The 26,538-nt window shown below is 71.0% G+C and carries 29 protein-coding genes and 1 pseudogene; 4 read left to right on the top strand and 26 right to left on the bottom strand.

Going from position 1 to position 26,538, the window contains the following annotated elements; genetic code table 11:
- Positions 1 to 176: 176 nt before the first annotated feature.
- From ACNFOC_RS25765 to ACNFOC_RS25750, 4 genes are all read right to left on the bottom strand, one after another.
- Complete coding sequence (locus tag ACNFOC_RS25765) at positions 177 to 695, bottom strand: hypothetical protein (RefSeq protein WP_416961451.1); 519 nt, start codon at positions 693 to 695, stop codon at positions 177 to 179.
- 578 nt (positions 696 to 1,273) lie between these two features.
- A complete protein-coding gene (locus tag ACNFOC_RS25760) occupies positions 1,274 to 1,804 on the bottom strand; it encodes a hypothetical protein (RefSeq protein WP_024127093.1) in 531 nt (176 codons plus the stop codon).
- 311 nt (positions 1,805 to 2,115) lie between these two features.
- On the bottom strand, positions 2,116 to 3,087 hold the full coding sequence (locus ACNFOC_RS25755) for an MBL fold metallo-hydrolase (protein WP_416961450.1): 972 nt from the start codon (positions 3,085 to 3,087) through the stop codon (positions 2,116 to 2,118).
- Positions 3,088 to 3,156: 69 nt separating this feature from the next.
- Entirely contained in the window at positions 3,157 to 4,029 is an 873-nt protein-coding gene (locus ACNFOC_RS25750; RefSeq protein WP_212728697.1) for an MmyB family transcriptional regulator, read from the bottom strand.
- Positions 4,030 to 4,280: 251 nt separating this feature from the next.
- Here ACNFOC_RS25750 and ACNFOC_RS25745 point away from each other — a divergent pair.
- The 4 genes and pseudogenes from ACNFOC_RS25745 to ACNFOC_RS25730 all read left to right on the top strand — a co-directional run.
- Positions 4,281 to 4,361 (top strand): annotated as a pseudogene (locus tag ACNFOC_RS25745) (helix-turn-helix domain-containing protein); the annotation flags it as partial.
- A gap of 306 nt (positions 4,362 to 4,667) precedes the next feature.
- Positions 4,668 to 4,997 carry a hypothetical protein gene (locus ACNFOC_RS25740; RefSeq protein ID WP_249938742.1) on the top strand — a complete coding sequence of 110 codons (330 nt, stop codon included), beginning with the start codon at positions 4,668 to 4,670 and terminating at the stop codon, positions 4,995 to 4,997.
- Between the two features lie 44 nt (positions 4,998 to 5,041).
- A complete protein-coding gene (locus ACNFOC_RS25735) occupies positions 5,042 to 5,746 on the top strand; it encodes a beta-ketoacyl-ACP reductase (protein WP_416961449.1) in 705 nt (234 codons plus the stop codon).
- 282 nt (positions 5,747 to 6,028) lie between these two features.
- A complete protein-coding gene (locus ACNFOC_RS25730; RefSeq protein ID WP_416961448.1) occupies positions 6,029 to 7,273 on the top strand; it encodes a hypothetical protein in 1,245 nt (414 codons plus the stop codon).
- Between the two features lie 107 nt (positions 7,274 to 7,380).
- Here ACNFOC_RS25730 and ACNFOC_RS25725 read toward each other — a convergent pair whose 3' ends face one another.
- From ACNFOC_RS25725 to ACNFOC_RS25620, 22 genes are all read right to left on the bottom strand, one after another.
- A complete protein-coding gene (locus tag ACNFOC_RS25725; protein WP_249938701.1) occupies positions 7,381 to 7,752 on the bottom strand; it encodes a hypothetical protein in 372 nt (123 codons plus the stop codon).
- Positions 7,745 to 8,737: a hypothetical protein gene (locus tag ACNFOC_RS25720; RefSeq protein WP_416961447.1), complete on the bottom strand. Its 993-nt coding sequence runs from the start codon at positions 8,735 to 8,737 to the stop codon at positions 7,745 to 7,747. Before ACNFOC_RS25720 ends, ACNFOC_RS25725 begins: the two co-directional genes overlap by 8 nt.
- Positions 8,734 to 9,447 (bottom strand): HNH endonuclease family protein, encoded by a 714-nt coding sequence (locus ACNFOC_RS25715; protein WP_416961446.1) that lies wholly within the window; start codon positions 9,445 to 9,447, stop codon positions 8,734 to 8,736. The genes ACNFOC_RS25720 and ACNFOC_RS25715 overlap by 4 nt, the downstream gene beginning before the upstream one ends.
- A gap of 101 nt (positions 9,448 to 9,548) precedes the next feature.
- Entirely contained in the window at positions 9,549 to 10,526 is a 978-nt protein-coding gene (locus ACNFOC_RS25710; RefSeq protein WP_416961445.1) for a hypothetical protein, read from the bottom strand.
- 127 nt (positions 10,527 to 10,653) lie between these two features.
- Positions 10,654 to 11,010: a hypothetical protein gene (locus tag ACNFOC_RS25705; RefSeq protein ID WP_331752183.1), complete on the bottom strand. Its 357-nt coding sequence runs from the start codon at positions 11,008 to 11,010 to the stop codon at positions 10,654 to 10,656.
- A 27-nt stretch (positions 11,011 to 11,037) separates the two neighbouring features.
- Positions 11,038 to 11,436: a hypothetical protein gene (locus tag ACNFOC_RS25700; RefSeq protein ID WP_212728692.1), complete on the bottom strand. Its 399-nt coding sequence runs from the start codon at positions 11,434 to 11,436 to the stop codon at positions 11,038 to 11,040.
- A gap of 537 nt (positions 11,437 to 11,973) precedes the next feature.
- The gene (locus ACNFOC_RS25695) at positions 11,974 to 12,603 is read right to left on the bottom strand and encodes a TetR/AcrR family transcriptional regulator (protein WP_331752178.1); all 630 of its coding nucleotides are present in this window, start codon (positions 12,601 to 12,603) and stop codon (positions 11,974 to 11,976) included.
- 128 nt (positions 12,604 to 12,731) lie between these two features.
- Complete coding sequence (locus tag ACNFOC_RS25690; protein WP_416961444.1) at positions 12,732 to 13,133, bottom strand: hypothetical protein; 402 nt, start codon at positions 13,131 to 13,133, stop codon at positions 12,732 to 12,734.
- A gap of 73 nt (positions 13,134 to 13,206) precedes the next feature.
- Complete coding sequence (locus ACNFOC_RS25685) at positions 13,207 to 13,668, bottom strand: hypothetical protein (protein WP_416961443.1); 462 nt, start codon at positions 13,666 to 13,668, stop codon at positions 13,207 to 13,209.
- A gap of 98 nt (positions 13,669 to 13,766) precedes the next feature.
- Positions 13,767 to 14,423: a hypothetical protein gene (locus tag ACNFOC_RS25680; protein ID WP_416961442.1), complete on the bottom strand. Its 657-nt coding sequence runs from the start codon at positions 14,421 to 14,423 to the stop codon at positions 13,767 to 13,769.
- Positions 14,375 to 15,529, bottom strand: a complete 1,155-nt coding sequence (locus tag ACNFOC_RS25675; protein WP_416961441.1) for a hypothetical protein — start codon at positions 15,527 to 15,529, stop codon at positions 14,375 to 14,377. The genes ACNFOC_RS25680 and ACNFOC_RS25675 overlap by 49 nt, the downstream gene beginning before the upstream one ends.
- Positions 15,530 to 15,708: 179 nt before the next feature.
- Positions 15,709 to 17,763 (bottom strand): NAD-dependent DNA ligase LigA, encoded by a 2,055-nt coding sequence (gene ligA / locus ACNFOC_RS25670; RefSeq protein WP_416961440.1) that lies wholly within the window; start codon positions 17,761 to 17,763, stop codon positions 15,709 to 15,711.
- A gap of 361 nt (positions 17,764 to 18,124) precedes the next feature.
- Positions 18,125 to 18,781 carry a beta/alpha barrel domain-containing protein gene (locus ACNFOC_RS25665; protein ID WP_416961439.1) on the bottom strand — a complete coding sequence of 219 codons (657 nt, stop codon included), beginning with the start codon at positions 18,779 to 18,781 and terminating at the stop codon, positions 18,125 to 18,127.
- Between the two features lie 75 nt (positions 18,782 to 18,856).
- Positions 18,857 to 19,762: a hypothetical protein gene (locus ACNFOC_RS25660; protein WP_416961438.1), complete on the bottom strand. Its 906-nt coding sequence runs from the start codon at positions 19,760 to 19,762 to the stop codon at positions 18,857 to 18,859.
- A complete protein-coding gene (locus ACNFOC_RS25655) occupies positions 19,759 to 20,316 on the bottom strand; it encodes a hypothetical protein (protein ID WP_416961437.1) in 558 nt (185 codons plus the stop codon). The genes ACNFOC_RS25660 and ACNFOC_RS25655 overlap by 4 nt, the downstream gene beginning before the upstream one ends.
- Before the next feature lie 75 nt (positions 20,317 to 20,391).
- Entirely contained in the window at positions 20,392 to 20,958 is a 567-nt protein-coding gene (locus ACNFOC_RS25650) for a hypothetical protein (RefSeq protein ID WP_329449055.1), read from the bottom strand.
- Positions 20,959 to 21,061: 103 nt separating this feature from the next.
- Positions 21,062 to 21,985, bottom strand: coding sequence for a Mom family adenine methylcarbamoylation protein (locus ACNFOC_RS25645; RefSeq protein WP_443067516.1), 924 nt, complete (start codon positions 21,983 to 21,985; stop codon positions 21,062 to 21,064).
- Between the two features lie 5 nt (positions 21,986 to 21,990).
- Positions 21,991 to 22,785, bottom strand: coding sequence for a deazapurine DNA modification protein DpdA family protein (locus ACNFOC_RS25640; RefSeq protein ID WP_024127026.1), 795 nt, complete (start codon positions 22,783 to 22,785; stop codon positions 21,991 to 21,993).
- Positions 22,786 to 22,861: 76 nt separating this feature from the next.
- Positions 22,862 to 23,599, bottom strand: a complete 738-nt coding sequence (locus tag ACNFOC_RS25635; RefSeq protein ID WP_212728549.1) for a hypothetical protein — start codon at positions 23,597 to 23,599, stop codon at positions 22,862 to 22,864.
- Positions 23,600 to 23,876: 277 nt separating this feature from the next.
- The gene (locus ACNFOC_RS25630) at positions 23,877 to 24,560 is read right to left on the bottom strand and encodes a hypothetical protein (RefSeq protein ID WP_212728548.1); all 684 of its coding nucleotides are present in this window, start codon (positions 24,558 to 24,560) and stop codon (positions 23,877 to 23,879) included.
- A gap of 108 nt (positions 24,561 to 24,668) precedes the next feature.
- Entirely contained in the window at positions 24,669 to 25,277 is a 609-nt protein-coding gene (locus tag ACNFOC_RS25625; protein ID WP_212728547.1) for a hypothetical protein, read from the bottom strand.
- A 210-nt stretch (positions 25,278 to 25,487) separates the two neighbouring features.
- Entirely contained in the window at positions 25,488 to 26,459 is a 972-nt protein-coding gene (locus ACNFOC_RS25620) for a DUF4007 family protein (protein WP_416961436.1), read from the bottom strand.
- Positions 26,460 to 26,538 lie beyond the last annotated feature (79 nt).

The raw sequence follows: 26,538 nt of genomic DNA, 5'->3' as shown, positions 1-26,538 counted from the left end.
AAGAGAAAGTCCTCCGCCGGTGCCGCCGCCTCCGCCCCCACCGGGCTTACCGGGCGTTCCGACGTCGACGCACACGTCCACGTCGGAGCAGTGGCCGGCGCCCCCCGCATACGCGAGGCCGGCCGGTATCAGGGCGGTCAGGACCGCAACGAGGCCCAGCACGCGGGCAGAACGGATCAGCAGCCCTTCGTGCGGTCGGCTGTGATCTTCGTGACGAGCCATGTGTCGCCCTCCAGCGTGGCTTGGGACGTGACGGGGTACTTCAGACGCTGCTCCGCGAGCTTGAGCTCCTTGCCGGAGTCCTTGTAGACGGGCTTCCAGCTGGTCGCGTCGAAGCAGTCGGTGACCGTTGCGGTCTTGCCCTTGGTGTCGACGGCGGTGACCTGAGGCTTCATCTCAGGACGGCCGGTGAACTTGATGCCCATCGACTCGTTGCGCAGGACCGACTTCTTGAGGTCGGTGGCGGCATCGCCCCTGGCGTACTTGGCCAATTCCTCGGTGTGCAGATCTCCGTCCGCGGCCATCTTGATCTGGACCTCGCGCATGTTCGTGTACGCGGCGAGGACCTTGTCCTTCGCTGCCTGATCCGGATCGTTGGACGGCGTCGAGGAAGCGGTGGCGGAGGGCGAGGAAGCCGTCTTCTTGGGTGTGTCGGAGCCACAGCCGGCCAGAGCGCTGGCTGCGACGGTGCACATGAGGACAGCACCTGCGAGTCGCAGGACATGGGTGCGGTGGTGAGTGGTCGAAGCCATCGACAGATCCCCTTCAGGAGTCGGGTGCGGGCGCTGGCGCGCGCTCAGGGCGGACAAAACGCGGCGAGGTGAGTCCTCTACCGCGCTTCGCCGGCTCTGGAGGTGCACGCCAGGCCAGGACCCGGCGAGCCTACGGCCACGGCACAGGGCCATTGCCTGGCTCCCAGCCGCGGCGGGGGCATCGTGCCGTCGGTGAGCCACCGGTGACGAGGTGCCAGCGGGTGAAGAGGGCCGCTTCGCACCGAAGCCTGGATGGTCGACTCGGTCATCCACCCGGTTCCCGACCGGAGGTCGGCCGGTCGTATCAGTGATGCGGACCCATGTGGCACGAGTCCAGTTCGTAGATGTCGCAACGCGATTTCCCCCTCGCGGTCACGGACGTCGCGTCTCCCACAACGTGATCAGTCCGAGCCTGATTCTGGCCAGAAAGATCAGGTGCCGCCAGGCCCGGTTTTTTCCGGTAGCCGCACTTCCGGTATATGCCTCTGGCGCGGGCATTTGAAAAGGCTGTGGCCAGGACTTCAGGGCTTGATCAGCAGGGCCGGTCCCGATGCGCGCAGGGCGTTCCGGGCGGCCTCCTGGTCGGCCCCGGTGATGGCGTTAAGTCGACGTTCCACGAAGGGTGTGGAGGGGTGGTCCTTGCCGTAGACGGACTGCAGCAGCGCCAGGAGGCCCGTCCCGGTCCTGACAGCGTCGGGCGCGTTGGTGACGGTGAGCCAGGACGCGGCGGCGTTGCGGGCCTGCCGGCGGATCTGGCCGTGGGTGGCATCCAAAACCTGCTGCCAGGCCGCGGCGGTGTGCACCGAGACCTCGGTGGCCATGGCGGGCTGCTCGGCAAGCTGGGCGCAGAAGGCGACGAGTTCGAGGGCGTGGAGGGTGTAGTTGTGCAGGGGGCCGTGGCTCTCGGCGAGTTCCTCGCTGATGGTCCGAGCGGCCGTCAGGGCCTCCTCGCGCCGGCCGGCGCGGAGGGTGTGGCGGAGGTCCTTGATGCGGGGGGCGAGAAATTCGGGAACGGCGACGGGGATCTGCAAGACGATGGGGGCGGGGCTCATGAACTCTCCCTGGTGCGGAGCGGCTTCGAGCGGATGCCGCCGCCGGGGGGCCGGCGGCGGCATCCGGAATCGAGTCCAGCAACAGAGTGCTGCTCGACCGCGCACGTCAACGGGCGTGGGAGGGCCCTCGGTGCCTGGGTGGGCGCTCCCCCGTGCGTGCACGGCGCGCCGACGTCGGTAGTTGACCCCCCCTGGGGAGCGGGGGTCAAGCCCCTGTGCTGCGCAAGCGGTTCGTATTTCAATGATCGGAACGAAGTGGGCTGCGCTGTTTCACCAGCCGGAATGGGCGAGGTGCGCCGCTGGAGCAGAGGTCAGGGCGCGAGCGGGCCGACCGAGGAGCGGTCCCAGGCGATGCGTGCCGCGTGGTCCATCAGCTCCAGCAGGTCCGGCGCGGTGGTGTCCTGCTCGAGGTGGCGGTATTCCGTACTGAGGGTGATCGCGAGCCGCTCGGGAAGGCCGAGGCCGGGGTAGCGGTCTTCCTTGATCAGGATGCGGGCCGCCTCGATGGCGGTCCGGCCCTGGCCGTGCATCACGTACGCCTGGTCCGAGAGGTCGTCGAGGTAGGCGACGTAGGTCCGCAGGTCGTCGGGGGTCATCAGCGGTCCGTGGCCGGGGACGATCCATTCGGGGTTGAGGTCCAGGATCCGCAGGCAGGCGGCGGAGACACGATCCAGGGGGCCGGCCCAGTGGGAGGGATGGTCTCCCGCGAAGACGATGTCGCCGGCGAAGACCACGCGCTGCTCGGGCAGATGGACGATGAGGTCGCCGACGGTGTGGGCCGGGCCGACCTCGTGCAGCTCCGCGGGGATGTCGCCGACTGCGATGTCGTGGCGTCCGGTGAACGTCGCGGTCGGCGGGAGAACCTGTATACCCGCGAAGTCGAACTTGCCGAAGTGCTCCCGGAAATACCAGCCGAGGGGCTGACCGGGGTCCGTGTCGTGGGTGAGAGCCTGCAGCTGCTGCGGCTTCGGCTCCAGGCACTGGTGCTCAAGGGCGGCGTGCGTGGCGAAGACCTCGGCGCCGGGAAGCTGCTGAAGACCCCAGGTGTGGTCACCGTTGGCGTGGGTGACAGCGACCCGGTCCAGCGGGACACCGGGGCCCGCCGCCGTACGGGCCGCGGTGAGGAAGACGTCGGTCAGGGCGGGCGTGTAGGGCGTGTCGATGACGAGGGCCTGGCCCCCGGATACGACGAAGCCGCAGTTGGCCAGGCCCCAGGTCGCGTCGTGGCCGGGCTGCCAGGCGAAGACGCCGGGCGCGATCTGCTTCAGGTCAGTGGTAGCCATGGGCATGCATTGTGCGGGCCGCGGCCGCCCGGACGAAATCTCTCCGCCGAGGCGACCGCGGGCGCGGTGTCAGTGGTGGGGCACGAACGGCAGGAGGAAGAACCGGGCGCCCGGGCTGCCGAACGGCTGGGCGGCGCACATGGTGACGGTGCCCAGCTGGGACGGCGCGTGCCGCTCGCAGCACCGGGTCCGGTGGTCCTCCGTGCCGCGCGGGGTCACGTAGCCGGCGTGCCGCATCGGCCGCGCGTCGCCGTCGGGATGTATGTACGCCAGGCTGTGGTCGCGGTAGATCGGCCCCGCCACCGGGTCGTCGTTGACCTCCTTGTCCAGCATCTGGAGGTCTTCGTTGTCAGGGTGAGCGGCGACCGCCGTGCGCAACTGGGCCGCCACTTGCGGCGCCCAGCGCGTGTCCCAGTCGACCAGGTGGTGCTCGCGCGCGTCCTCGCGCAGGAGCATCCACCGGATCAGGTTGCGTTCGGGCAGCGCCGGGGACTTCCCCTCGGGCTGCGGGAACATGAGTTTGAAGTCGTCGTTGGCGGCCAGCACGTTCCAGGCGACGTCATTGATGTAACAGGGCTGCCCCGAGACGCCGTTGACGGCCACCTGCCACGCCGGATCGACGTTCGTCCCCGCCATCGGGTCCATGGGGAACGGGGGCTCGTAGCCGATCGCGTAGACGTAGAGCGCGGTCCGTTCGCGCTCGTTCATGTTCAGCACCTTGGCGACGTTGTCGAGGAACTCGGCGGTCGGCTGAGGTGTGTTCCCGCGCTCGAACTCGGCGTAGGTCTTCTCCGTGACGAACAGCGCCTGGGCGACCTGGGCTTGGGACAGTCCGCGTGAGCGCCGGCCCCGTCCCGTGCGCTTGGGCCAGCCGAGCTCGACCGGGTCTATCTCTCCGCGCTTCCATTGCAGCAGCTGCTGCAACGCCTCCTTCTGATTCAACTTTGTACCCTTCCCCGTGATGCCATCCCCGTGCAGGCCGCGCGATATACCGGAAGCGCTCGCTCCTGAAATTCGCGGACCGGAAAATTCAGAGCCTGGTGAGCGGGATCTTGGCCGGGAAGAATCGACCACTGGATCGAATCCGCGTTGTGGGAGACGCGAAGGTCCTCCACAACCGCGAGGGGGAGTTCGCGTTGCTGCATCCCGTTGCCACCCCGCCGGACCGCACGGGCGGAGCCGTGGCACGCACCATGGCGGTGCTCAGAGCGCTGATCCGTCTCGGGCCGGGTGAACATCCCCTGGCGTCGGTAGCCGAGTCCGCGGACCTTCCCGCGCCGACCGCTCACCGGTATCTGCAAGCCTTGATGCGAGAGGGCGCCGTCGAACAGCGCGGGCCGCGTGCTCGCTACGCCCTGACTGACGCGCTGCACGGTCCCCCCTCTTCGACACCCGCCCAGCCCCTCCAGGCCGGCCCGCCCTCCCCTGCGGTGAGGGCCGAGATCGTCACACTACAGTCGAGAACAGGCCAGGTCGTATTTGTTTACCGACCACACCTGATCGGCACTCCGATGAGGATCTGCGCGGAACGGGCATACGGGCCACACGCCGACGAGGTCCTCACGTCGCCTCAGATCACTTTGCGATCTCTTGAATCAGCGCCTCTGGAGTCCGACGCCGCCGGCCTGGCGATCCTCGCCTGCCTCGGCTCCATCGGCGACAACAAGATCGACACCGCGCCCGTCCGTGAGGAAGGTCACGCCATCGGCCCTTCCCCGCTGCCCGGCCGCACCATGATCGCCGCGCCCATCTGGTACGGCTCGGCCGTCGCCGGTTCCGTGGCGCTGCTCGCCAAGGACGGGCCCATGCGGCGGGCCGCCACTCGCGCCCGGTACGTGGCCGCCGTGATGGACACGGCCGCGGCGATGAGCGGACAGCTGACGCGTTCCGGCGCCCGCCGGGCCAGTTGACCGACTACAGACCCCCACAAAGCACCACAGAAAGGCACCACCTCGTGTCCCGTTCAGTCCTGATCACCGGCGGCAGCCGCGGCATAGGTCTTGCCATCGCCCGTCACCTCGCCGAAGCCGGCGACCGAGTGGCCATCACCTACCGCTCGGGCGAGCCCCCCGAGGGGCTGCTCGCCGTCCGCTGCGACATCACCGACACCGAGCAGGTCGACGCCGCGTTCAAGGAGGTCGAGGAGCAGCACGGCCCTGTCGAGGTCCTCGTCGCGAACGCCGGCATCACCAAGGACCAGCTCCTGATGCGCATGAGCGAGGAGGACTTCGCCTCCGTCGTCGACACCAACCTCACCGGCGCCTTCCGTGTCACCAAGCGCGCCTCGCGCGGAATGCTCCGCGCGAAGAAGGGCCGCGTGGTGTTCATCTCCTCCGCCGTCGCCCTGCGCGGTGAGAGCGGCCAGGCCAACTACGCCGCCTCCAAGGCCGGACTCGTCGGCTTCGCCCGCTCCATGGCCCGCGAACTCGGCTCCCGCGGCATCACCTTCAACGTGGTGGCCCCCGGCCTCACCGAGACGTCCATGAGCCAGGCGCTCAGCGACGAGCAACTCGAGACCCTCAAGGCCCAGATCCCTCTGGGCCGCCTCGCCCGCCCCGAGGAGATCGCCGCGACCGTGGCCTTCCTCGCCTCCGAGCAGGCCGCCTACATCACCGGCGCCGTGGTGCCCGTCGACGGCGGCGCCGGCATGGGCCACTGACCTCTTTGACCGCCCGCAACCCTGGAGTCCGATGAGCGCATGATCTGACAGCGGGCAGTCCCCCGTGGGCTGCCCCGCGGCAGCAGGCCCCCGGTGTGTCCAGCACCTCGGCCCCGCCGCATCTCTGCCACCACCCGGCGAGTGTCCAGCCCGCCTGGTGAAGAACCCGGTCCGCAGACCGGGCAACACCGCCCCTGCCAGGGCGGATCACTTGGTTCCCGAAGAACCCGGCCCCACCGAAGAGGGGCTCACGCATGCCCGAAAGGAGGGCGTGCCCTGCCCATGATGCAGCATGCCCGCGCGCCGGTCCACGCCACCGCCGCCCCACCGCGCCCAACGCGCGGACAACACCGAATATCCCCGAACAACCGATTCAACCCGGTCTGTGAACATGCGGACCAGGAGATCGGCACGACCGCGTCCCGGCGTACCCGGCGCGGCGACTTCCTGCGCGCCGCCACCTGGGCCATCACCCAGCGCCTGCACCCCAAGGCCGGCGACACCACGCTGCGCGTTGCGCGTGACCTCGCCGCGCGCCTGAACGCCGACGGGCACGTCGCCTACTGCCGTGACACCATGTTCAAGCGCCTCGGCATCAGCCGCCGCACCCTGGAGCGGCACATCGCCGTCCTGCGCGAGCTCGGCCTCCTCGTCTGGGCGCTCCACGGAACCCGGGCCAACACCCGGCCCGCCGGAAGCGGCGAGTGGGCCGGCACCGCCACCATCTACGCCGCCGTCGTCCCGCGCGCCTGGGACGACGCCCTCGGCCACCGTGTGAGCGGCCACGGCTACCACGCACGGCACATTGGATTCACCGAACATGGACGCCAGCTGGCCATCGCCGACGCCCGCCGCCGCACCCGCCCCTCCCACCGCCGTGACACCCCTTCCTGTAAGACCAACCACCCACGTCCTAAAGCTGAGATGGGAGGGAAGAAGAACAACACCAGCGCACCCCGCAGCGCGCGGCCGCGCTCCCGTCGCAGGCACGAGCTTCCGGAGCCCTACCGCGCCAGCACCCTGCAGGCCGCTCACGCCGTCTCGGTCGCCGCCTGGATACGCCCCCGGGTGCCCTGGACCCAGGGCGAGGGCCTGCGCCGCCTCGCCTTCGCTCTGCGGCCCTGGATCGCCACCGGCCTGTCCGCCGCCGACATCGCCGCCGACCTGTCGGTCTGGCGCGTGCCCCGGCGGCCGGCCTCCCCAGCCAGCGTGATCATGGCCCGCTGGAGCGAGTTCGCCGACCAGGACCAGCCAGCCCCCACGTGTGGACAGCGCGAGGAACCGGGCGACGCCGTCCCGCCCAACACGGCCTTCCTGGAGGCCATGGAGACGGTGCGCACCCGCCTGCACAACCTCTACCCACCCGCCGAGCCGGAACCCGATCCGCCCGGCTTCGTCATCCGCGACAGGATCCTCGCCTCGCTTGCGGCGGCGGACCGGGCCCGCCACGCGCGCACCGCCGAGCAGTGCCTCACCTTCGCCGAGTGGGAGGCCGTCTGCGACGCCCGGGAACGAGCCCCCTGGTGACCCCGCGCCGGCCCAGCTCCCGCACGAACGGAACGCACCAGGCCACGGCACCGACGGCGAACCCGACGGTGAAGCTCTCGGACCGGAACACGGCTCGCCTCTCCCGTTCAGGACGCCGCCGCCGGCGCGGCCTCGGGCTGGGTGTCCTCGGCGGCCGCCCCCTGCGCCTTGCTGCCGGCGCCGCGCCGGCGCGTACGGATGACCGCCCGCGCCGACCGGAACAGGGCACGGACCAGCCGCCACAGGCCGACCGCGCCGCAGCCGACTGCCGCTGCGCTGGTGCCCAGGCGCGCGACGGTCGCCAGCCATCCCGGCAGATGCAGGTAGCCCAGTGTCAGCGACGTGCCGATCAAGCTCAGGCTGAGCACCATGAGGACACTGCTGTGCCCGATCACCCCCCAGGTGCGCTTCAGTTCGGCGTAGGCGTCCGGATGGGCCTCCCGCCACAGGACAGGCCGGTCCAGCTCGTGCTCACTCATCGCGCTCTCCATTCGTCGCATGCTGCGTTCCTTCGTCGGCGCCGCCCAGGACCTCCCGGGCGTGGCGCAGTCCGTGCCCCAGCTCCTCCAGCTCCAGCCGCACCTCGTCCAGCAGTGCCCGGGGCAGCAGCTCTTCCGGCAGCGCCGGCCTGGCCGGCGACGCGGGCGCGCGGTTGTCACGGATCGCCGACTCCACCGCTTCCTCCTGCCGCTCGACCTCGACGGCCTGGTCGACCAGGAGCGCGAGCGACTGCTCGTAACCGAGGAGGAGTTCGCGGGCTTCCACGTCGTCCGCCGCCAGCGGGACCAGCCCGGCCGCGTCCCACACCAGCCGCGGCAGCACCGCCGCCGCGCGCGTCAGCTCGTAGCGCTCGCTGCGCTCGGCGAGCATGCGCAGGCGCTGCTCGGCGGCCAGCAGCCGGAAGAAGACCGCGGCGTACGCCTCGTCCGTGTCCACCACGCGCACGCGGCGCCGGGTGAGGTTCCGGACGGCCGCCGGCAGTCCGGCAGCCGCGACCAGGCCGGCCACGCCGGCCACGAGCAGACCGGAGGCCGCCGGCAGTACGGACGTCGCGGGGCCCAGGGCGGCGAAGGCGGTCACGGTGAACAGCGCGGTCCGGCCGACCGGGAGGGGGCGAGGAAGCTCCAGCCCTCCGAGCGTCCAGATGTACAGGGGCGGGCGACGCCCCCAGACCGTCCGGCACACCCAGCGACCCACCGGGTGCTGCCCGGGATCGAAGACGCCTGCCTCGCGCAGCACGCCCGCAGGGTGCGGCCCGAAGATGTCCCATCGCAGCCACCCACCCCGGGTCCGCTCCCGTATCAGCAGCAGTGCCTGCATGGCGGACCGCTCGGTGGCCGGGGCCGCGAGCCGGCCGGCCAGCTCGGCGCGCACGGCGTGATGCAGCCGGGCGGCTTCCCGGACAGCATGGGTCCACCGGTCCCGGTCCGCTCCGAAGGGCAGCGGCTGTGCGGCCGGCCTCATCGCCGGGCCGCCTCGGCCGGGCAGGATTCCAGGGCGGTGCGCAGGGCCGCCTTCTCCGCCGGCGTGACCGACAGGCGGTACTTGGTCTTCACACGGACCTGAGCGGTCGCGTACCAGCAGTGGGCCTCGGCCCGCGGGGGCATCCACACCGAGGCGTCCTTGGCACCCTTCGCGGCGTTCGTCGGACCGTCAGCAGCAACCAAATTCGCCGGGTCGTTCGCGTAGTTCAGCCTCTGCGCGGCGGTCAGCTCCCGGGCCCCCGAGCGCCACCCGAGGGCCAAGGGGACCACGTGGTCGATCTGCACAGCCATGGACGTGCCAGGTCCGCGCTTGAAGGCGATCGTCCGGCCCGTGTACCGGTCGTGGAGAACGCCGGAGAGGACGGTGCAGCCGTCCTCGGCCCGAACGACGTCGTCCAGGTCGCGCGCCAGGACGTCCTGACGCGTCGGACAGGAATTCCCCGACATCTCGACCGTGCCCGCATCGCTCCACGCCGGTCCGAAGACGTCGCGGCTGTAGCCGTCGAGGGAGATCTGCGCCCGGACCGTCAGCTTGTTCAGCTGGGTCAGCACGGGCGCGCCTCCGGCCGCGGCCGGACCACGAGCGGGGGCGGCATCGGCGGTGGAGCCGGGGGCGGTGAGGGGTCCGCAGGCGGAGGCGGCGAGCGCGCCGGCGAGCACGAGGCAGGCGGCCAGGAGGCGAGGGGCCATGTAAGGGAGTCCTGTTCGGGTCGGAGAAGGCACCGTTCACCTGCTACAGGTGTGGCGGGGACCGCCGGTGTGACACTCCGCCCGAACTTTTATGGGCTCCTTCAGCCGAGCGTGCCCTCGAAGGTGACCTTGGAGCCGCCCGCGTCGACTGCCTCGACCGTCACCGGGCCGCCGACGGCCGCCTCCGGAACACGGAAGGAGACGGTCTGCGTAGCGGTGCGGTACGGGGCGATCGCAGCGTCGCGGTACCCGTACACCGGGCGGACGGTGGCGGCCAGGTGCAGGTCCTGGCCGGTCAGGATCCGCAGGGTGGTGCCCAGGCCGGGCATCGGGTCGGCGGATCGGTTGACCACGCTGAGCTCCAGGCTCCCGGTATGCGAGGCGCCCTCGCCGCTCACCGTCACCTTGCCCACGCGCACCTGGCCGCTCCACTGCCCAAGCGGCGTGACCGACGGCCCGGCCGGCGCGCCCTGCGGCGCCTGGGTGTCCGGCGAGGCGGCGGTGCCCGGAAGGGCGCCTTCGAAGAAGAGCAGCTCCGGCTCGGCCAGGCCCTCCTCGGTCGCTTCCACGGTCACGGTGACCGGCAGGCCCTGGGCCTGATCGGGAAGCACCAGCTTCAGGTCCCTGTCGACGGACCCGTTGGGGCGGACCTGCTGCGGTTCGTCCTTGGAGGAGGACGTGCTGCTGCCGGCGGCTTCGGCAGCCGTGCGCCCGAGAGCTCCATACCGGGCGGTGACGGCGGTCCGCGGCGCGGTCGCGACCTGCGCCCGCTGGTTGGCCACGGTCACCCGCGCCGTGTACGCGCTCGAGCCGGCCGGCACGCCGGGCACGGTTCCGGCCGGCAGCCGCTCGAAGCCCTGCAGCGTCACCATCCATGCTCCGTCGCCGACCGGCAGCGCGGTTCCCGGCTTCACGATGCCGTGCGGCAGCACCGTGGAGGACGAAGGCCGGGCCGCTGGGGCGCTGTTCGTCGGCTTGCCGTCGGCCTTGGGATCGCTGTCGGAGCCGGCGCAGCCGGAGATCAGTAGTGCCCCGGCCACGAGCACGGTCGGAAGGGTGTGGCGCAGGCGCACGGACATGGTTCCCCCTGTGTCAGGTACCGGATCTCGGTCGAGGGGGATCATGCCAAAACGCGTCCGGCCGGGGCCGGACGCGTTGGTGAGGGGTGTCTGATTCGGGCCACCCGCAGTTTGTGCGGGCTGCGGGCTACAGCGTGATGGGGATGGGGACCAGGAAGTACTCGGTGTCGCCGACGCGGACACGCAGCGGGTGTCCGGGCGAGAGGTTGAGCAGCCGATGGTGCACGGTCGCCGGGGAGTTGCGCACGGACAGGGCGGGCTCCAGCGCGGCACGGACGGCGGCGCGGGAGGTGTCGGACAGCGGGTTGCGCTCAGCGATCTCCGCGCATTCGTCGAGCTGGGCGTCGGTCAGGTCGGGGCCGAGGCCCTTGCGGAGGGCTTCGACGGCGACGGCCGGGGCCAGAACTGCCCGGTTGTGGTCTCGGCATACGTGGCCGGGCGTGCCGTGGGGCTGGAAGTGACGGGCGGTGCCGATGGAGGTCATGGGGGCTCCTGAGTGGGGTGGGCGGTGTCAGTGCTCGCGGATCGTCGCGGTCTCGGCGAGGGTCAGGACGTGCGCGGGGAGGGTCGGGCGGCCTTCGGTCATCGCCCGGTACATGCGGTGCACTCCGTCGATCAGCAGGCGAGCCGGGCCGCTGTCGAACTCCAGGGTGGCGATGATCACCGGCTGTTCGAGGTCGGTGCGCATGGCGTGCTCGGCGCTGAAGTGGGACTGGTCCGGGCCGAAGATCGGGCACCAGGAGGGGCCGTCGTAGTCCGGCCTGAGCAGGCTCAGGTGGTAGGCGGCCGACCAGTCGGCTACGGAGGTCTGCTCGGTGGGCCGGGGGTGCTCCTCCAGGAGGCGCATGGCCCGGTCGATGTCGAACACCCAGTTTCCGTACTTGAACATCTGGCGGGACGGGATGGTCACGGTTCCTCGCTGACGGGTCGGAATCGGGGGATGGGAGGGGGCGGCCTGCGGTGGCTACGGTCATGGGGGCCGGTCGTTCGCCGCCCCGGAGCGAGTCCGGGGCGGCGAGAGCCGTGTCAGCGCGGGCCGAGCGGGATGACCAGGACGCCGACGTGAGGCAGGTCCATCTCGGCCAGCAGCCGGGCGGCCCTGCCACCGGGGCTGTTTGAATCGCTCGGGTCCAGTCGTATGGCGCCCCGGTGGGGGCCGCGCGGGGGTGAGGTAGACCGAGTTCTCCGGTGCGTTGCGCTCGAAGACGCTGACGGTGGCGTAGTCGAACCCTCCGAGGTTCGGGTACCGCTCGGCGACGGCCGCAGACATGGCGGTGACGAGTTCGGGGCTCGGCGATGCGACCGAGAGGGGGAGGGGGGTGCGGCGCGGCCGGATGCGCAGAGCAAGGGCGCGGATCAGGACGCCGAGGCCGAAGCCGAGGGCGAGAGAGGCTGGCTGGATCAAGGTGGGCTCCCTGGGATTGCGGCTGGTGGCGGAGCGTGAGTTCTAGGCGTCGGCCGTGGTCACGGCGGCGTGGACGAGGCGGGCGAGCCCCCGGCGACGCTGGCGCTTGGTCAGCCCCTGGACGCTTCCGGCGTTCTCGTGTCCGGCGGCGGCGGTCAGGCCGGAAACGAGGGCGTGGACCAGTTCCTTGCCCTCGTCGTCGGGCGTGGTCGTCTGGGTGGTGGCCGCCGTCAGGGCACGGACGACGGGCCGGGTGGCCGCGAAGTACGCCTTGACGAAGCGGGGGTCCCGCTCGGCGGCGACGGCGGTCAGCACGCGCATGACCGGGAGGTGATCGCTCCAGCCGTCGAGTACTGCGTCGACGAGCCGGGCGGCGCCGGGCAGTCCGTCCGAGGACCAGGAACCGTCCTCGAAGGCGTCGAGCGCCGCGTTCGTCTCCGCGACCAGGAACCGGGACGCTTCGAGGACGACGCCCTCGACGTCGGGGAAGTACTGGTAGAACGTCGCGGGCGACGTGCCCACCGCCCGGGCGATGTCCAGCACCTTGATGTCGCGGTAGGACCGGGTGGCGAGGAGTTCGAGCGTCGCCTCCATCAGGTTCTGGCGGGTCCGAAGTCCGCGTTCGGTGGGTACGCGGCGGTCGGGGGTGCGGGTCACGACAGGGGTGGGCACAGTCGTCTCCTGAGCTGGAGGAAGGGAGGGGAGTGGTCCAGGTCTGGGGCGCCGGTGGACGCCGGACCCGACGTGCAATCACATTACACATTAGAACGCGAATACACAACACAACGGGTGTGGGTGTCTCAGTCCCCGCCCTCGACCTGTGCTCGCGCGGCCGTGGCGGCCGCGTCCCCGGACTCGGCGCGGAAGGTGTCGATCCACCGGGTGAAGTCGGTCTCGTCGCCGTCCAGTTCGACAGCGGCAGCGGCGTGCTCGCCCGGAATGACACCGGCGACCAGCAGCGCGTCGGCTCGGTCGTACCGCAGACCGAAGACCGTGAACACCTCTCCCGTGCCGGGCGGCTCGACCTGCGCAGGGGGGCCGTCCGGGTCCAGGCCGAGGCCGGCGAACATCTCCTCCACGGCGCCGGCCAGCTCCGCAGCCTCCGGCCGGTGCCCGGGACCGGTCTCACGCAGGGAGCACCACACGCGGAACAGGGACGCGAGGGCCGAGCCGCTCGTGGTGGCGGGGTCGAAGTGCAACATGACGGTCTCTCCCAAGACTTGAGGGGAAGGGCGTGCCGGGTGATCGCCCGGAACGGTGCGACAGGGGGAGTTGTCACACCTCGGGCTGCGGCGCCTTCGGGGCTCGGGCGGACATGCGGTGCGTAAGGGCATGCGCGCCGGCGAACGCCGCCCCTGCGCCAAGGGCCAGGTAGTCCGCTGCCCGTCCGCGCAGGACGAGTGCGTCACCATGGCCGAGCAGCAACACGGTGCAGACCGCGAAGGCTCCGGTTACCAGGGCGACGTCCAGACCGGCCGCGGCAGCACCCCATGCCGAGCGGGCGTGAGCGGGGGCGGCTTTGCGCTCGTCCCGCCTGCGCAGGGCGGCGCAGGCCCGGTTCCGGGCGAGCCGGCGCGTTTCGACGACAAGGACAGCGAGGGGCACGACGAACAGCCACATGACGGGCTGCTCCAGGAGGACGCCGCAGCCGGCGAGCAGCGCGACCAGGCCGTAGACGGTGTGCAGCGGCTGGCAGCGGCGGTGCTGGTGCGTACGGGGGCGCGGTTCTTCGGACATGGCTCTCCTCGGTTGAAGATGATCGGGACGGCCCTGTGCATGGGCCACGGGGTGCTCTGGCCGGGCAGGCAGGGCCTGCCCGGCCAGAAGATGGACGACTACGCGTCTGCGGTGCGCTGGGACTTCGCCGAGGGGCGGACCCGGGCGCGGCGCAGCCGGTCGGACCACGGCGCGTCGGCGGGCCCCACGGGGTGCTCGGGGATGGTGATCTCGTAGTGTGGGCAGCTACCTTCCTTGGCCGTCTCCAGGGCGGCGTGCCGGTGGGGATTCGGGCACTGCTGGCGCTCGTGCTCGCCCCTCCAGTAGCGGACCGTCAGCGTGTGGCCGGATCCGCCCTCGCGGGAATGGCTGGGCCGCTGCTCCTGGAAACGCTCGCCCGCGTCCGGGTCGACCCACCAGTTCTCGACCCGGCCGGAGTCGTGGATGCCCCGCCGCCGTTCGGCCTCGCGCTTGCTGGGCTTGAGCTGGTGGACCTGGTGGGAGAGGACCCGCACCGTGGTCCGCTTGTGCTGGGTCAGCAGCTCCCACAGGGCGCGCACGTGGCGCGTCATCAGCTCCTGGCAGCCTTGGCGCGCCGAGCCGCTGCGGTACCGCTCGGGGTTGTCCGGGTCGCGCAGCCGGGCCTCCGGCTCCAGGGCCTCGCCTGGGCGCGCCATCAGGGTGTCGTACGGCGAGAACGGCAGCTTCAGCAGCGACTCGTCACACGTCAGCGGAGTGACCCATGTCCAGGGGACGTCATCGTGCGGGGGCTCCACCGGCTCCAGATACCGGTCGGGCCGGAGAAGGAACCAGCCCTCTTCCGTCCGGGGCGACCACGGGCCCCATACGTAGCCGACGATGCGTCGGCCGTTGGGAAGGTCCAGGGGGTGTCGAGGAACAGCATCCCGCGCGAGGCGGGGAGGTGGGCAGGATCGAACGGGGTCGTGGCCTTGTCCGCCCGCCGCACCACGCGGCGTAGTGCCATCTGGGCGAGGGAGTCGCCGATCTGGAAGAGGCGGGCGGAGCGCGCTCGGTCGGCTTCCTGTCGCAGCTGCAAGGCGACGGCCGTTTCCAGACCGTCCGGGTGGCCGTAGGGCGCCAGTCGTTCAGCGTCCCGGCGGTACGCCTTCGCCTTCATCAGGGCGAAGTCGAGGCTCTGGGTGTGGGCATCCACGTACCGGCGGCGCCAGATGCGGATGCGGTGCTCGTCGGGGGTGCCCCAAGCGGCAGTGTCCGAGCCGGTGAGGGCCCCGCCCGGGACCGTGCCCGTCTCGGGGCGAAGCCCCAGTGCCCGGAACCGGCGGACTTCGCCATCGGCGTCGTTCACGACGCCGTCCGTGGTGTCCATGACCGGCCGGTGGTGCTTGTCGTCCGGGTCGAGGGCCCACTCCAGACCCGCGAGCTGTGCCATGGCCGCCCGTACGGTCTCCGGCTCCGTGGACCTGACGAAGTCGGCGAGGAGGCTTTGGACCGTGCTGGCGTACGCGTCGGCCGCCGCGAACCGCAGTACGCGCTTGAGGAACGCCCCGCCCGGGCCGTGCTGAGTACTGGACAGCGCCAGCAGCTCGTCGGCCACCCGCTGGTCGCTCAGCGCCGCGTTCGCCAGATGGTCGTACATCTGGCGGAAGACGGCCATCTCCTCATCCGCGCCGAGGATGCCGTCGATGGCGTCATGGACCCGCCCGGACTTCGCCGGGGAGGTCTCGCGGCCCTCCGGCGCCCGGAGCAGATGGTCCGCAGCGCCGTGGAGCTCGCGGTAGAGCCGCAGCTGGAGCTCAGTGAGGATGAGGAGATCGGCTCCACCGACAGGGGCCCGCTTGGCTGCCGCAGTGACGCCCGCCAGCAACTCGGAGTCGGATACGTCGGACAGATGGAAATTCATGTCATCCCTACCTGGACACAGGGGACTTGGGGGAAATTCGCGGGTGCTGTGCACCAGGCGATGAGATGACAATACATACTGAAAATGGAATACGCAACGTTGGATAAGGAGACGGCCCGCTCCTTCAGGGCCGGTGGCGGGCGCGCAACCCTGCGCGCCCGCCACTTGGTCCCCTCCGGTCAGGCCAGGTAGTCGGCGACCATCTCGGCGAAGTCCTCCGGCGTGCGAACCTCGACGCCGAGTTCGGCCGCCTTGACCGCCTTCGAACTCGGCTTGCCACCGGCGGACGGCGCCGCGACCAGGATGGACGTCTTGGCGTTGACGCTGCTGCCCGCGCGCCCGCCGGCCTTCTCGATCAGGGAGTTCATCTCGGTCCTCGTGTAGGCCGCCAGCACCCCGGTCATCTTGCCGGTGACCACGACGACCTTGCCCGTCAGCGGCCCTTCACCCACTCCCACCGAGGGCTCCTTCATGTTGACACCCGCGGCGACCAGCTTGTCGATGACCGGTGCAAGCGCGGCGACCTGCTCGACGATGACCGGGGCCTTCTCGGGACCGATGCCCTCGACGTCCTGCATCGCGGCTGCGTCGGCCTGACGGATGTCGTTCATTTCGCCGAAGTGCCGGGCGATGCGGCGGGACATGCTGCGCCCGGTGCCGAGGACGCCCAAGGCGCAGAAGACCCGGCTGAGGGGGAGTACCTTGGCGGCCTCGATCTGCTGGGCGAGCTTCGCGGCCAGCTTGGCACTTCCGGATGCTGCCGTGAGCTGCTCGGCGGTCAGGGTGAACAGATCGGCGACGTCGGCGACGTCACCGGACGCCACCAGGGCCGCCACGTACGCCGGGCCGAGGCCGTCGATGTCGAGCATGTCGCGTCCAGCGGCGTACTGGATCAGCGCCGGAAGCGCGCACGCGCTGCCCTGCGCGCAACGCCACCTCTCCTGCGCTTTGTTGATCTTTCCGCCGCAGTTAGGGCAGACCTCGGGCAGCGGTACCTCCAGCGCCCCCGCCGGCCGCAGCTGGACCACGGCCCCCTGCACGCGGGGGATGATGTCGCCGGCCTTGTAGACCGTCACGGTGTCTCCGATGTGGAGGTCCCGACGGCGGATGTCAGCGGGGTTGTGCAGCGTGGCCCGGGTGACGGTGGAGCCGTCGATCTCGACCGGGGTGAGGATCGCGGTCGGCGCGAGGACCCCGGTGCGGCCGACCTGCCACACGACGTCTTCCAGCACGGTCTGCCGCTCGACCGCCGCGAGCTTGACCGCGATGGCCCAATGAGGGAAGCGCGAGCCGAACCCGGCCGCCGCCTGCTCCGCCGCGTCGTTCATCTTGATCACCACGCCGTCGATCCCGACGGGCAGCTCCGCACGCATGGCGGCGATCGCATCCACCCGCTCCTGTGCTGCGGCGAGATCCGCGACGACATGGAGCCCTGCCGCGGAGTCCGCGGTGGTCTGGATGCCAACTGCGGCCACGGCCGCGAGGGTTTCCGCATGGGTGGCCCCGGCGGGCAGGTACGCGACCGCGTCCAGCTCGACCGCGCCGTAGGCCCAGAACGTCATCCGGAGACGGTACGGCCGGTCCTTCGCCCTGAGCGTGCCGGCCGTGCCGTTGCGGGGGTTGGCGAAGACCTGCGCGTTGTGCGCGGCACGGACCTCATTCGCCGTCTCGAACTGCGCCTGCGTAAAGGCGACCTCGCCGCGGACCTCGATGGTGACCGGCTCGGTCAGCTGCTCGGGGAGACCGTCGATCTGGCCGATGACGTGGCTGATGTCCTCGCCGTGACTGCCGTCCCCGCGGGTGATGATCTGCACCAGACGGCCGCTGCGGTACCGGGCCGCCACGGCAGCGCCGTCGATCTTCGGCTCGACGGTGAACCCGCCCTTCGGCGCGCGGGTCAGCCGGCGCTCGACCGACACGCCCCATGCCACCAGGCCCTCGGCGTCAAAAACGTTGTCCAGGCTCAGGAGGCGGGTGGTGTGCGCGACGTCGCCGACGGGCGCGGCCCCGTCGGCGACGAGGCTGGTAGGCGAGTCCGGGGAGACCTCGGCCGGGTGCTCCTGCTCCCAGGCTTGTACGGACCGCCGAAGCTGGTCGTACGAGACGTCGTCCAGGACGCTGTCGCCGTCGCCGTAGTACGTCCGTGAGGCGTCACGCAGAAGCTGGAGCGTGGCCTCGTACTCGGTGCGGCTGGACGCGGCGGACAGCGCCTGAGCGGCGGGAAGAGTCGTCATGAGGGTGATCCTCTCGTAAGGGTCTGACAGTGGTCGGAAGAAAGGGGGCGAGGCCCGGACAGGGGGTCGTCCGGGCCTCGCAGGCCCCGGCCGTCGAGGGGAGTGCACGGCCAGGGCGAGCCGCGCGAAGCGGCTCCTTCGGAACTGGCTTTGTGTTGGCGGCGATGCCCCGCCCTCACGACAACCAATATACACATGGAAATAAGAAGAAACAACGGAATCGGGGTGGGTTCGCCCAAGCCCCCGACCGGGCCTTCCCGGTTCGGTCAGATCTGGCCGGCTCGTCGGGATGCCCGGTAGCCGGCGGAGCCCCAAGGGCAGGAGACCGCGGGGCATTCCGAGGCCCGGGACCTGCGATTGCCTAGACCGTGTCGCCCTCATCCCGGGTTTCGACGCGGTGCAGCACGTGGGGGGCGATGAGGTCGGCGCCACCGTCTTCCCACCGCACAGCCTGGAAGGCGTAGGGGGTGCCGTCCGCCATGCCGAAGGCGTGCCCAAGTCGTTCGGTTCCCCTGGCGCGCATGACCAGGTGCGTTCCGTCCGCGTAGTAGGTGAGCGCCGGGTCGAACATGGTGGCCGGGCGGGTCACGTCCGACGCCAGGGGGCGCGCCCGGATGACGATGTCCGCGACCTGGTCGGCGTCGATCCCGGGCATGTTCATGCGCCGGTCGGGCTCGACCTTCCAGGACAGGCCGGGGAACAGGCGGTTGACCTGATCCCGGACCCACTGCCATGCCTCGTTCGAGGCTTCCTCGGTGGGCTCGTTCGCCGAGGAGTGCCAGCCCTCGGCGCAGTCGGCGCCCTGTTCACCGAGGAGGGCCATCACCTCGGAGTGAGTGATCTCGTCCGGGAGGGGTGTCCCTGCCTGCAAGCGGTGGACGAGTCGGTGGAAGAGCTGGAAGGCCAAGGACTCGCCGTCCAGGTGGTGGGCGTAGACGATCCGAAGGACCGTTCCGTGTCCTTCGGAATCGGGGACCAGGGTGGCGATGGCGGGCGGCGGCGTCGTGTTGATGGCCATGGGGGTGCTCCGTTTCGTGCGAAGGGCGGAGGGGCGGCGGTAGGCCGCAGGGGGCCGGCCGCCGCCCCTCCGGGGTCAGGAGGGGGGAACGGACTGCCACGGCCAGAACGGCGGGCGGGTCCTGGTGGGGTACAGCACAGGCCGGGCTTGCTGCTCGGCGGTCGCCCGCTCGGCGCGTTCCCGTACCGCTTCCTCCAGGAGCCGGGGGTCGTTCAGCGCGTCGCCGCAGGAGACGGTCACGTGCTGACCGAGCCGCCAGAGCTGGGCGCTCACGGCGCAGCATGCGGCGTTGAGGGGGTCGAGGTCGTTCAGCCACCAGCGGTACTCGGCGGGGTCGGTGCCGAAGAACCGCATCGTGGCGGCGGCGGCCCGGGCCATGGTGCCGGTCCCGGCGGCGGCTTCGAGGAACAGATCGCCGGGCCTGCGGTCGGTGGAGAAGAGGAGGTCGCCCATGTGGTCGGCGGCGACGGCCGGGGTGAAGAACTCGCCGGTCGACTGCCGCTCGCTGTAGCTGCGCATCCGGGTGATGAGCAGGCCGAGGATGTCGTCGGACTCAGCGCGGGCGGTGTCGGAGCAGTACTCCAGCAGCCCTGCGCGGACGAGGACCCGGGCGTAGTCGGACAGGCCGCGGATGTCGGTTTGGGTGGGGTGGGAAAGCCAGTCGTGGAGGGGGCGGGCCGCTTCGGTCAGGTCCGGGTCGTACGTCCAGAAGGAGTTCCAGCCGGCCCGAAGTGCGTCGATGAGCTGCTCATCGTTGAGAGGGAGCAGGAGCGGGCCGTAGTCGGGGCCGTCCGGCCGCGAGGGGGCGGACAGGGCCAGTCCGGCCAGGGTGCCCACCGCGATGGCCCGGTCGCTGGAGCCGCCGCGGTTGGACGTCCACCAGGCATGCGCGGCGTCGGCTATGGCGTGGGCGTGGTCCCGCCCGCTTTCGGGCGCCATGGCGCGGCGCATTCCGGCGGGCGGGATGCCGTACAGCGTCACGTCGCGTCTCCCGGCCCCTGCGCGATGAGGCGGTCGAGTTCGGCGACGAGCGGCGGCAGGAGGGTCCGCTTGCGTCCCAGGCGGCTGGAGCCGAAGGACTGCAACCTTCCGGGGTGGCCGCTCGGCTGGAAGTCGCTGTCGACGACCCAGGTCCGGTCTCCGGGCATACGGGACAGACGGTAGGCGGCCTTGTTGAGCAGCGTGCTGTGTTCGAAGAGGAGGAGTTCGGCGTACAGGCCGGTGACGTTTCCGGCCTGGCGTTCGCCCAGGACCGGCACGACGCCGGTGTGCTCCACGGTGGAGTCCTCGTCGGTGATGGTGGCGGTGAACGTCCGGGCCGTGCGCAGCGGGGCCAGCGCTCGTTCGGCCGCCTCATGTGCTTCGGGGAACCCGATCGGGTCGGCGGCCAGGCATCGTCCTGCGAGGGCGAGCGGATCGCGGGTAAGGGCCTCGGAGAGCTTGAGGGGAGCGAGTTCGCGCAACAGCGCGTCGCGCCCGAGGGTCACGAGGTACCAGTACTGCTGAGCGCGGGTGGTGGGGATCATCGTGTCCATGGGGGTCCCTTCCGGGGGCGGCGGGCGCTGGCGGGACATTCCGCCCAGCGGGTCAGTTCGGGGAGCGGCGTCGGCTCAGCTGCTCGCCGAATCGGCTTCCTCGGCCTTGAGGTCTTCGAAGTAGTCGCGGGCGCTGGCGACCAAGCCGGGGACGTCGCACCCGAACGACTGGGCCGCGTCCAAGAGCGCCGCGAGCATCCCCGCCTCGCGCTCCGCTCCGGCGGCGACGACGGCGCACACAGCGGTGAGGTGGACGGGGAACGCCTCGCTGCGCAGCTCCTCGGCGGCCTGGTAGAGGTCCCGGGAGCTGACCCGTCCGTCCGTCAGGCAGAAGAGTTGCGCGACCAGATCCCCGATCACGCGGTCGGCGCTCTCCTGGTCGTCGACGACTTGGTCGCCTGGGTGGTTGAAGGCGACCTGGGCCATGGCTTCGGCCGCAAGGACGCCGAGCCGAACGCGCTCGGTCCGCTCGGGCACGGGCAACAGAGTCGTCGGGGCGTGCTGGTTGTACGCCTCCAGCGCCTCGCTGGCCCACGCCGCGCGGTCCGCGTTGGTGCACTCGCGGACGGGATTCATGTTGATCCCGGCGTTCCGCGCCACGGCGATCCGGGCGGCCTGGCGTGCAGTGATGGGGATGTCCACGGTTGTCCTCTGGGTGAGGGTCGAAGAGTGCGGTCGGTGAGAGCGAATCCGCCGCTCGATCACAGCCACCACAGTACACATTGAATAAGTAATACGCAACGTCTTAGGCGGGGCGACGATCATCCGCCCACTTCGGGTACGGAAGAGAGGGCATCCCGAAGACCGTCCTCGACCTCTCGGCCCGGGTCCGCGCGGCGGGCAGCAGATACCGCAGGTTGCCGGGGTGACGAGCGGCGCGGGCGCCGATCGCCGGCAGGATCTCGGCCAGCCAGCGAGCCGGCTCCTCCTCGGGCCGCAGCGGCCGCGCCCCAAGAAGTTCGAGGCGGCGGACGACCCCGCCGCTGCCAGCCTCCCGCCCGGTCACCTTGGCTTTTGACCGTGCGCTGAGTACGGACCCGTCGGGCAGGAAGCACAGGGACCGGGCGGTTCCGCGGCCCGTGAACCGGGCGCCGAGCGCCTGGTAGACGATGCCGAGATGGCCAGGGGAGCCGATCACCACACCCTCGCCGGTGACCCGCCGGCGCGGCATGGGATCGGCGAAGGAGACTGCTGCGCGCAGCCCGCTCTCCGCCGCGAGCCGCAGGGCTCGGGACACCAGGAACGTCTCCCCGTTGGCCGGGACGGAAGGGCTGACGATCAGTCGGGCCAATTCGGCGCTCTCCGCGTACGGAGCAAGTCCGGGGAAGGGGACGGTCAAAACTCGCTCGTTCATCGGGGAGGCGAGCACCACGGCTCCGACCAGGACGTGCCCGTGCACGGTCTGATCGTCTGGGCCGGCCTCGGCCTCGGTGTCCAGCATCCCGAAGCGTTGGATGGCTGCGGGCCATCCGGAGAGATAGTGCTGTGAGGTGACGTAGCGGCGTGCCGTCTGCTCGTCGATCCGGACGACCTCGTATCGAGCCCTGCGGAAGCCTCCTTCGGAGGCGTGCCGCCAGCTGGGTACGCCGAACGACCACCGCTGGGCATAGCCTCGCGGGTCGCCCGCCACCATCGCCCGCAGCTCACCGGCGCTGGGCATGACCGGCATCCCGTTCACGCCGCCTCCCGGACCGCGGCCAGGTGGCCCAGGAGGTCTTCGCGCCAGCGCAACGCGTAGGGAAGGCAGTTGGCCTCGCTCTTGTGCGTGCCGCAGGTCCGCTCGAACCTGCCGCCCTTCGACCACGCCATGCTGTCGGCGGAAGCCACGTGCCGCCACGAGACGTCGAGTCCGGTCTTCTTGTAGCCGAAGGCGTGCAACCTCAAGCCCATGGCGTGCAAGTCCTCCAGGATCCAGCTCGCCGTGAAGGTGCTGGGCCGCCGGCAGATGCTGCCCACGCCGACGAGGGGCTCCTTGGTCAGATCGACGCCGGCCGCCGCGAACTTTTCGACGCACCGGGCGTAGTGGGGACGAAGCCACCCCTGGACGACGGGGATGATCGGAAGCTCGGGGGCGAGCTCGCGCAACGTCAGGAAGTTCGCGACGGTGAGGTCCTGGTGCTGGTCGATCGTCAGGCCGGTCATGCGCAGCGCGTCGTCCTCGCACATGAGGTCTTGCTGGCTGGCCCAGGACAGCCGGCCCACCTCATCCCTGTACCTGCGGATCTGCTGCACGTACTGCTGCGGGGTGGTGCGCCATTCGCCGAACTTGGTGATCTCCGTGAAGCCGCCGCTGTCGAGCGCCCACGGGTGGCCGGCGCGGGGAAGGGTTTTGACGCGGGCGAGCTGGCGGTTCGACACGAACATCGGCACGCGGCTCTCCTTGAGCCAGTGCGGGCGGTGGACGCCGAGCCAGAAGGTCGGCAACGGCGGTGCCGCCTGTGCGGGCTGTGCTGGAACGAGAACGGGCATGACCTCTCCGAACGTGAAGGCATCGGGTGGGGCGGTGCCGCCGCGCGGGACCTCCGCGCGGCGCGGCGGGCAGGGCTCACCAGCCGACGAGGCCCTTGTCCTGCGCGGCCGCGAGCTCCCGCAGACGCGCGTGGAGCCGGGTTGCGTCGCCAGGACCGCAGCCGTACCGCTCGAACACGGCCCGGGCCGCGACGGCGCGGGAGCCGGCGAAGGCAAGGTCGCCCTGCGCGACACGGAGCCGGGTCAGGGCCCGCGTGGCTGCGACGAGGCGTGCCGCGTCGATGACCGGTGCGAGGCCCGGGCCGTGGGCGGGGGTGTACATGAGGGCGGTCACCTGCTCGCCGACTTCAGGGCACAGGTTCCTGGCAGACGTCAGCCAAGGGCGCCGGGCGCTGGTGAGGGCCGGCGACCAGCTCTGGCCGCGGTCGGTGCTGACCACGGCGCACTCGAACTGGAGGCTGACCCGGTACGTGAGCGACACGGCGGCCCGGACGTCCATGTGCTCCCCGTGAGCCACACCACTCTGGGCAAGGCCCGGCGTGAAGCGCACCTGCGCGGCCCGGCCGTGGATGGTGGTCTCCAGCTCGTAGTTCGCCTGAACCACGGCTTCGACGTCGAGCTCACCGGGGCCCGAGGATCCCGGGAGGGGGAGGGCTTGGCGGAGCAGGCCGGCGCGGAGCTGCTGGGCGAGAAGTTCCGAGAGGTCCTGGGCTGTACAGGTTCCGGTGGCGTGCGTGATCGAGCGGATCCCAGCGCGTGCCGCAGCGAGTAGCTGCTCCTCGGCGACGAGCGGGTCGAAATCGACTGAGGGCATGACGGAGCGCTCCATGAGACGAGGCGGGGAGGGGCGACGTACGACTGGCGGGTGCGTCGGGTGGCCGACGGTGGGGGAGCGCGGCCGGGGCGCGGAGCTAAGGCGCGAGTGGAGGGCCGGGGCGTGAAGGTGCCGGGCGCGCGGTGGTGGAGCTGCGCCAGGGGCGGGCGGCTGTCTCAGCGCACACCCGCGGGGCAGGGGGCCGCAGCGAAAGCAGTGGGTGCCCGGCCCACCTGCGGCCGGTGACGGCGGAGTCAGGTGGAGTCGCGAGAGCCGGTCAGCGCTCAGCTGCGGGCAGCGGCGCCCGGTCGAGTTTGAAGAAGCACCGGCCGAGCTCCTGCGCGGACCACGTGAACGGGTGCCAGTCCTTCTCTCGGACGGTGACGGTGACGCCGGTCGGTGATTCCTCGACCGCTTCGACCCGCACGATCGGGAAGTGGCCGCTGGCGACACCGTCGCGCATGAGGCGGTCCCCAGGCCCGACCGGAGCCTGGACCTCGCCGCCGGTGTACCGCGTGTAGGGCACCAGGACCTGCGGGATCCCTTCCGGCACGGCCAGCGCACGGTCGGTCAGCATGTCGGCCAAGTGCTCTCTGATCAGCGCGTAGAGACGCTGGGACGGCGGGTCCTCCACCGTGAGTGCCACGAACGCCAGGCGCAGTGCCTCGTCGTCCAGGCCGGGCGGATATCCGCGGTTGTCGGCGCGGGCGAGGACGTCCTTGGCGTACCGGTGGGCCAGACGACCGCGGTGGAGGGACCCGGCGGCGGGCGGGCTCGCGGCGACGCACGCCGGACAGGAGAGCGGGGCGTCGGTGACGCGCGCCGGGTCCAAGTGCTCGTAGTGGTGGACGACCGAGTACCGGCCCGCGTCGCAGACCACGTCAATCAGAAAGCCGGTGTGGCTGTTGAGCAGACCCTCGTGAACGGCGCCGTCGTGGCCGATGAGGTTCTTGTGGTCCATGTCTTCTCCGCCGCCCCGGGGGCGGCGTCCTCGCTTTCGGTGCGTCGGGTGGGTGGCTGGCGGCACGGGCGCGGTGCTCGCGGCCCCGCGCCTCACGTGCCGTCCGGCCTACTTGCTGAGGTAGAACTTCACCCCCCGGCACACGACCAGGATCGGCCCTGTCGCGTTGATGATCAGCTGGTACGCCTCCTGCTCGGAGACCGATCCCGCCTCCGTCACGGTCTCGTCGAACCGGGTCTGACCCTGGAGGTAGCGGATCAGCTCATATTTGGCCACCGGCCCGTCGAGCGGAATCGTCGCCCCCATCGGCGAGTGGGAGTCGCTCAGGCCCCGCCCGATCCATCCGGCCGAGAGCTGGAGCGGGGCCGGGAACGGGACGCGGTGCGCGAGGTGCCGGGCGACGGCTTCGTGGGCGCGCTGGTCCCACATTCCGTTCCAGACATCGCTCGCGTTCCTGGCCTCTTCGTCGTACGCCGCCAGGGCCCGGCGCATGTTCAGGTACTCGTTGTCCTCACGGAAGAGCCGGGACGCGGACCAGTTGCCGGTCGTGTCGAAGCCGTCATCCATCGACTGCCCGTCGTGCTGGCGGCCGACCATCCAGTGCCCCGTGGACTCGTCTACGCCGAGCCACACACCCTCGAAGGAGCCGCGCCACTCGCGCCGTGCCTGGTCGACCACGGTCCAACCCTGGTGCTGCTCACCGGTCTTGATGCGCATGAGTGTCTCCTGATCTCGTCGGTAGGGGAGGGCTGGGACGCTCAAGCCGAGGGGCGAGCACCACCAACAGAGATCAGAATACACAGTGAAATTTGAATACACAACATCGAGTCGCGTCGTGTGCCCGCGGGCGTCACGGTGCCATCGCGGCGTCGGCTCGGATCCCGGCGGCGAAGGCGGAAGCCGTCAGGACCCGGACCGAGCAGCGAGTTACCCCCACGTGCGGCCGGCATCAGGCTGCAGGGCGGGATAGGCGGTGGCCAGGACCTCCTCGGCGAGGAGAGCGGGCCCGCGCGAGTAGGCGAGGGTCTCCTGCCCGTCGCCGGACTGCACAACGGCCAGATCCGCATGGCGGCCGGCGACCCTGTGCACGGCTCGGCGGAGGTCTTCGTTGCCGGTGAGCAAAAGCCTGCCCGGCCCGAGGGGATCGGAGGCGAGACGGGCGAGGTTGATGGAGCCGGGTGCGGGACCTGCGGTGCGGGCGGCGAAGTCCAGGCTCGCGTACGCCTGGACGACGTCGGGGCAGCGGCGGCCGGCGGTGCGGCGGACGGCCACGCCGTGGCTTCGGCCGGCAGCTCCACCAGCGGGAGGTTCGGGGTCGAGCAGGTGCAGGGTGCGGAAGGGGTTGGCGAGTTCGTCCTCGACACCCGTTGCGTCGCGGTCCCGGAGCGCGTACATGCTGACCAGGCAGGCAATGTCCGCGGCGACTACCGATCGGGCCGGGCTCTTGTGGCCGGCGGCTTCGGCGGCGACCGCAAGGCGTCCCTGCAGTTCTGCGCGGCTGTACCGGCTGATCGGGGAGTACCCGAAGAGGTAGCGCCAGCTGGGCACATGGCACCGTTCGGCGCTCACCAGCCACCAATGAAGCACCCACAGGCTGGTGTCGAGCTCAAGGAAGGGGTCTGCTCCGGCTTCCTCGTCCAAGAGCCAGTGGGCCCGGTCGGTGGGCACCAAGTCCCGGCCGTGCCGGGCGGCCAGTCCGAAGGCCTGGGACCAGAAGGACATGGCCGGGACCATGCTCTTGCCGACTCCGAGCACGACGGTCGCGTCGGGGCGGCGCAGGGCGGCGTGATCCTGGAGCAGGGCGAGGTAGACCTTGCGGAGCCACCCGTGGCGGGGTGGGTAGCCGCGGTGCCGGCCGAAGGCGGGCAGGCAGCCGGTCATGGGGGTGTGGTTCGGCACGGCGATCCCTTGGTGAGACTCAGTCGAGTGAGAGGGGGCTGCGGTCGGAGAGGGTGAGCCGGGCGACGAGACGCGCGAG

This window comes from Streptomyces colwelliae (genome assembly GCF_048158785.1).
Taxonomy (GTDB): domain Bacteria; phylum Actinomycetota; class Actinomycetes; order Streptomycetales; family Streptomycetaceae; genus Streptomyces.
The sequence above is the reverse complement of the archived record's forward strand: the minus strand, read 5'-3'. Positions and strand labels throughout refer to the sequence as shown.

Excerpts from the sequence above, each read along its gene's own strand:
- ACNFOC_RS25765 (WP_416961451.1), bottom strand. The coding sequence starts at position 695 with ATGTGCACCGTCGCAGCCAGCGCTCTGGCCGGCTGTGGCTCCGACACA.
- ACNFOC_RS25760 (WP_024127093.1), bottom strand. The coding sequence starts at position 1,804 with ATGAGCCCCGCCCCCATCGTCTTGCAGATCCCCGTCGCCGTTCCCGAA.
- ACNFOC_RS25755 (WP_416961450.1), bottom strand. The coding sequence starts at position 3,087 with ATGGCTACCACTGACCTGAAGCAGATCGCGCCCGGCGTCTTCGCCTGG.
- ACNFOC_RS25730 (WP_416961448.1), top strand. The coding sequence starts at position 6,029 with ATGATGCAGCATGCCCGCGCGCCGGTCCACGCCACCGCCGCCCCACCG.
- ACNFOC_RS25725 (WP_249938701.1), bottom strand. The coding sequence starts at position 7,752 with ATGAGTGAGCACGAGCTGGACCGGCCTGTCCTGTGGCGGGAGGCCCAT.
- ACNFOC_RS25720 (WP_416961447.1), bottom strand. The coding sequence starts at position 8,737 with ATGAGGCCGGCCGCACAGCCGCTGCCCTTCGGAGCGGACCGGGACCGG.
- ACNFOC_RS25715 (WP_416961446.1), bottom strand. The coding sequence starts at position 9,447 with ATGGCCCCTCGCCTCCTGGCCGCCTGCCTCGTGCTCGCCGGCGCGCTC.
- ACNFOC_RS25710 (WP_416961445.1), bottom strand. The coding sequence starts at position 10,526 with ATGTCCGTGCGCCTGCGCCACACCCTTCCGACCGTGCTCGTGGCCGGG.
- ACNFOC_RS25705 (WP_331752183.1), bottom strand. The coding sequence starts at position 11,010 with ATGACCTCCATCGGCACCGCCCGTCACTTCCAGCCCCACGGCACGCCC.
- ACNFOC_RS25690 (WP_416961444.1), bottom strand. The coding sequence starts at position 13,133 with ATGTTGCACTTCGACCCCGCCACCACGAGCGGCTCGGCCCTCGCGTCC.
- ACNFOC_RS25685 (WP_416961443.1), bottom strand. The coding sequence starts at position 13,668 with ATGTCCGAAGAACCGCGCCCCCGTACGCACCAGCACCGCCGCTGCCAG.
- ACNFOC_RS25675 (WP_416961441.1), bottom strand. The coding sequence starts at position 15,529 with ATGAATTTCCATCTGTCCGACGTATCCGACTCCGAGTTGCTGGCGGGC.
- ligA (WP_416961440.1), bottom strand. The coding sequence starts at position 17,763 with ATGACGACTCTTCCCGCCGCTCAGGCGCTGTCCGCCGCGTCCAGCCGC.
- ACNFOC_RS25665 (WP_416961439.1), bottom strand. The coding sequence starts at position 18,781 with ATGGCCATCAACACGACGCCGCCGCCCGCCATCGCCACCCTGGTCCCC.
- ACNFOC_RS25655 (WP_416961437.1), bottom strand. The coding sequence starts at position 20,316 with ATGGACACGATGATCCCCACCACCCGCGCTCAGCAGTACTGGTACCTC.
- ACNFOC_RS25645 (WP_443067516.1), bottom strand. The coding sequence starts at position 21,985 with ATGCCGGTCATGCCCAGCGCCGGTGAGCTGCGGGCGATGGTGGCGGGC.
- ACNFOC_RS25640 (WP_024127026.1), bottom strand. The coding sequence starts at position 22,785 with ATGCCCGTTCTCGTTCCAGCACAGCCCGCACAGGCGGCACCGCCGTTG.
- ACNFOC_RS25635 (WP_212728549.1), bottom strand. The coding sequence starts at position 23,599 with ATGCCCTCAGTCGATTTCGACCCGCTCGTCGCCGAGGAGCAGCTACTC.
- ACNFOC_RS25630 (WP_212728548.1), bottom strand. The coding sequence starts at position 24,560 with ATGGACCACAAGAACCTCATCGGCCACGACGGCGCCGTTCACGAGGGT.
- ACNFOC_RS25625 (WP_212728547.1), bottom strand. The coding sequence starts at position 25,277 with ATGCGCATCAAGACCGGTGAGCAGCACCAGGGTTGGACCGTGGTCGAC.